Origin of the sequence: Caballeronia sp. (genome assembly GCF_049581465.1) — a bacterium.
Classification (GTDB): Bacteria; Pseudomonadota; Gammaproteobacteria; order Burkholderiales; family Burkholderiaceae; genus Caballeronia.
The window spans coordinates 1-3,353 of the sequence record NZ_JBAUSA010001393.1 but is presented as its reverse complement, the minus strand read 5'-3'; the positions used below and the strand labels follow the sequence as shown (position 1 = coordinate 3,353).

Annotated in this window: 3 protein-coding genes and 1 pseudogene; 2 read left to right on the top strand and 2 right to left on the bottom strand. The window is 60.9% G+C overall.

What is annotated here, in order from left to right; all coding sequences use genetic code 11:
- Positions 1 to 161 precede the first annotated feature (161 nt).
- The gene (locus WCA53_RS33680; protein WP_423922338.1) at positions 162 to 1,130 is read right to left on the bottom strand and encodes a DMT family transporter; all 969 of its coding nucleotides are present in this window, start codon (positions 1,128 to 1,130) and stop codon (positions 162 to 164) included.
- A 36-nt stretch (positions 1,131 to 1,166) separates the two neighbouring features.
- On the bottom strand, positions 1,167 to 1,478 hold the full coding sequence (locus WCA53_RS33675) for a hypothetical protein (protein WP_423922335.1): 312 nt from the start codon (positions 1,476 to 1,478) through the stop codon (positions 1,167 to 1,169).
- Here WCA53_RS33675 and guaB point away from each other — a divergent pair.
- Both guaB and WCA53_RS33665 read left to right on the top strand, forming a co-directional pair.
- Entirely contained in the window at positions 1,477 to 2,937 is a 1,461-nt protein-coding gene (guaB, locus tag WCA53_RS33670; RefSeq protein ID WP_423922332.1) for an IMP dehydrogenase, read from the top strand. The two genes, WCA53_RS33675 and guaB, sit on opposite strands and share 2 nt — an antisense overlap.
- A 2-nt stretch (positions 2,938 to 2,939) precedes the next feature.
- Positions 2,940 to 3,353, top strand: a pseudogene (locus WCA53_RS33665) (hypothetical protein); the annotation flags it as partial.

The following is a 3,353-nucleotide window of genomic DNA, read 5'->3' as shown; positions in this document are numbered from 1 at the left end:
GGGTGTCCGACGGCCGGTTAAATATTTGGGGCCGCGCTACGTTCGTGCCAAAAACCTGAAGTGAGCAAAGAGGACACTTAGGTATTCGCGGTTTGAACGCGTTTCTTTGCTTCGTTTCTTTTCGCGTTTGAAAAGAAATGAAGTCCCGCCCCGGACAGGGGCTAACAGAAATAAGCAAGAAAATCCGACTTAAGCAGAACGACCACGCTAGCAGAAGGACTCAAACCTAGCCCCACACTCTCCGCGAGCAGCACCCCCTCCACCCTATCCCCACACTCGCCGCAAGCAGCACCGCCTAAACCCCGCCCCCCTTCCGGGCGCAGCGCGAACAGCGTTTCAAACGCAATCATCTGGCCCGACAAGGTCAGCGGCAACCGTCGCGCAGCGGCATTCCATAGCATGTTTCCAACCCATGATCCGCCAAGTGCCAGCGCAAAACTGACCGCCCAGAACAGTTGCCATCGGCCAGGACCGGCGCTTGTTTGCACCGAACCAGCGGGCAAAACAAGAAACAACGCCCACATCAGCGCCCCCAGGCCGCCGGTCACCACGCCCCACAAGACCGACCACTCGTTGCCATCGAAATGCGAATGGGTCTGCAAATAGCGCGCATTGACAACCGCGTACCACGTCCACGATGCCAATGCCCCAACGGCGCACGCCAACCCGGCAATCTGCCGGAACAGACCTCCGGCCACGCCAGCGTTGAACACGTCCACATTGATACACACGATCCCGGCAACCATCATCGCGAGCGGCCACATCAGCCGTCGCAGGTCGACTGCGCCACGATCACGCCGTCCGGCAAGGGTCACGGTAACGGGCAATAGTCCAACGATCAGCGAGACCGGCGCGATCCCGATCATCTGCACCGCGTTCGCGACAAGCATGTAGTAGAGCAGGTTGCCAATGACTGCGAGCTTGAGCAGCGCCACAAGATCGGCGCGCGTAAGACGTTCTACAAGGCTGCGCCATGCGGGCCACGCTGCTATCACCGATACGACGCCGTACATGGCGTATCGGCCAGCGCTGAGCAAAAGCGGCGAAAACTCCGGCAGCAATCGGGGCGCAAGGAAGATAAAGCCCCAGATGGCGCCAGCCAGCAAACCGCACAACACACCGCGTTGCATTAAATGTCTCCAAATCCCAACGGCAAGGAGCGAAGGTTAATCGGAGGACGCGAACTCGTCTTGTTCCAAACTGCAATCGCCGACAGTCGAGCGGAACCGCATGGTTCTGTTTTCCATTCCCAAACCCGAACATGACGCGAAAATCACTTGAACAAAAACCCGAAAAAATCCGGTCCCGCCGCCCCAAAGCGCGACCCAATCGATGCCGAATCGAAGCGCGATCCCGCGCGGACCGGGGCCCGTAAATTGCAAACAAAAAATCGCCTCGGAGGCTAAGCCGTTGTATGGGCGCTGAAAAACCAGGGAACTATCGGTATAATTCGGTTTTGCGCCCATAGGATTTGCCATGCGTCTGATCCAGAAAGCACTCACGTTCGATGACGTGCTCCTCGTGCCCGCGTTTTCCAACGTGCTCCCGCGCGACACCAGCCTTAAAACCCAGGTTACCCGCAAGATTTCCCTCAACATGCCGCTTTTGTCGGCTGCCATGGACACGGTCACCGAAGGTCGCCTGGCGATCGCGATGGCGCAGTTGGGCGGCGTAGGCATCATCCACAAGAACCTCACCTCTGCCGAGCAGGCCCGCGAAGTCGCGAAAGTAAAGCGCTTTGAATCGGGCGTGGTGCGCGATCCGATCACCGTGCCGCCGCACATGAAAGTGCGCGACGTGATCGCTCTCACGCAGCAGCACGGCATCTCCGGCTTTCCGGTGGTGGAAGGCCCGCAGTTGATTGGCATCGTGACGAATCGCGACCTGCGTTTCGAAGAACGCCTCGACGACGAAGTCCGCAAGATCATGACGCCGCGCGAACGCCTGGTGACGGTCAAGGAAGGCACGCCGCTCGCCGAGGCGAAGGCGCTGATGCACAGCCATCGCCTGGAACGCGTCCTGGTCGTCAATGACGCGTTCGAATTGCGCGGCCTGATGACGGTGAAGGACATCACCAAGCAAACCGAGCACCCGGATGCCTGTAAGGACGAACACGGCAAGCTGCGCGCAGGCGCGGCAGTCGGCGTCGGTCCGGAAAACGAAGAGCGCGTCGAGTTGCTGTCGGCGGCGGGCGTGGACGTGATCGTCGTGGATACGGCGCACGGCCACAGCCAGGGCGTGCTCGAACGCGTGCGCTGGGTAAAGCGGAATTTCCCGCACATTGAAGTCATCGGCGGGAATATTGCCACGGCAGCGGCCGCCAAGGCGCTCGTGGAATACGGTGCGGACGGCGTTAAGGTCGGGATCGGCCCCGGTTCCATCTGCACCACGCGGATCGTGGCGGGCGTCGGCGTGCCGCAAATCACGGCGGTCGCGAATGTGTCGGATGCGTTGCGCGGTTCTGGCGTTCCGGTGATTTCGGACGGCGGCGTGCGTTTCTCCGGCGATGTCAGCAAGGCGCTCGCAGCCGGCGCCGACGCGGTGATGATGGGCAGCATGCTTGCTGGTACGGAAGAATCTCCCGGCGACGTGTTCCTGTTCCAGGGCCGCCAGTACAAGGCGTATCGAGGCATGGGCTCGGTCGGCGCCATGAAGGACGGCGCAGCGGATCGATACTTCCAGGACAACTCGGCGAACATCGACAAGCTTGTGCCGGAAGGCATCGAAGGGCGCGTGGCCTATAAGGGCTCGGTCAACGCGATCCTGTTCCAGGTCGTCGGCGGCGTGCGTGCGAGCATGGGATATTGCGGTTGCCGCAATATCGAAGAGATGCATGAGAAGGCCGAATTCGTCCAGATCACTGGTGCGGGCATGCGCGAGTCGCACGTGCACGACGTCCAGATCACGAAGGAAGCACCCAACTACCACGTGGACTGACCATGAAACCCCTGCTGCGCGCTGTTCTCGTCATCAACGCGTTGATTTTCCTGGCCTACGGCGCGTTGTTTCTCCTCACGCCCTGGTCAGCATTATTCGACGCGATGCACCTGGCGAGCGTGCAGCCGGCGTTTGTCGGCCAGTTGTTCGGCATTGCGCTGATCGGGTTGGCGTGGCTCGCGCTGCATGCGGCTATCGACGGCGCGTTGACCGTGACGGTCGGGAAGGTCACGGGGCATGTGGAGTGGTTGTCGGGTCTTTTAATGATGGTCTGGCTGCTCGGCCTGCATAAGCCTGAGATCACTGGTTTCGGTCAGGTGGTCACTGCTTTGGCCGGCGTGGTGATGCTGGTGTTGGGGTTTGGCAGCGTGCGGCTTTCCGGCGTCGTTCGGCGGCGTGAGCGCGCGGCGCTTGCC